The organism is Ligilactobacillus equi DSM 15833 = JCM 10991, from assembly GCF_000615765.1.
Lineage (GTDB): Bacteria > Bacillota > Bacilli > Lactobacillales > Lactobacillaceae > Ligilactobacillus > Ligilactobacillus equi.
Genome location: NZ_BAMI01000141.1, coordinates 1 through 786 on the forward strand (window position 1 = coordinate 1; position 786 = coordinate 786).

Annotated in this window: 1 protein-coding gene; it reads right to left on the bottom strand. The window is 26.1% G+C overall.

The genetic code is table 11. The features are described from left to right. Positions 1-202: 202 nt before the first annotated feature. Positions 203-592, bottom strand: a complete 390-nt coding sequence (locus JCM10991_RS11805; protein WP_155889673.1) for a hypothetical protein — start codon at positions 590-592, stop codon at positions 203-205. Positions 593-786 lie beyond the last annotated feature (194 nt).

Genomic DNA, 786 nt, shown 5'->3' on the forward strand with positions numbered 1-786 from the left:
CTTGGCTCTGATAGTCGTGGCTTTACCTCTGTGACAGTAAAAAATGCAAAAATAAGGAAATTATAAGAAATTATAACTTAACGTCGTCAGAAAGTTATAAAAAAGAACAAGTGTAATTGCTAATTGCACTTGTTCTAAATCAAATGACGATATGCTTATTTCCAATAAATAGCGAAATAGTTTCCAAAAATCACTTATATGTTTAAATTAGTTTTGCTTTAGAACTTCGCAATTGTTGAAAATCTAATTCTATCTCATGCTTATAATCATTTTGATCTTCCTTTAAATTAAGCAAATCAAAAATCTTTTTTTCAATTTTATCTAAATCAGCTACTTTATAATCTAATAACCGATATTTTTCGTTGCCGTTATTATTTCCCGCAAAATCAATATTAGATAAATAAACAATAGCATCATAATTACCAATTTGCTTACAGACTCTTACAATCGCAAGAAAAAGTTGACCGATGGTTTCAAAATATTGAGATTCAAAATATTGAGATTCATTTTCTTCAAAAGTCATATTTTTTCCTCCATTTATTATATTGTTATTTTTGCTTATTTTATTAATAATATTTATTATGTTTTCCATAAATATTCCCCTTAATATATAACTTTTATATTATGGTAAACATTATAGCAAATAACGTTTAAAAAGTCAAAAAAACGCCTAATAACAATAAATAAATGCGAAGTCAACATTTTTTGATTCTAATAGTAACATATAATTAATAACTTATACACGAAAAGTTGTCACTGAGGTAAGCCACGACTACCAGAGCCAAA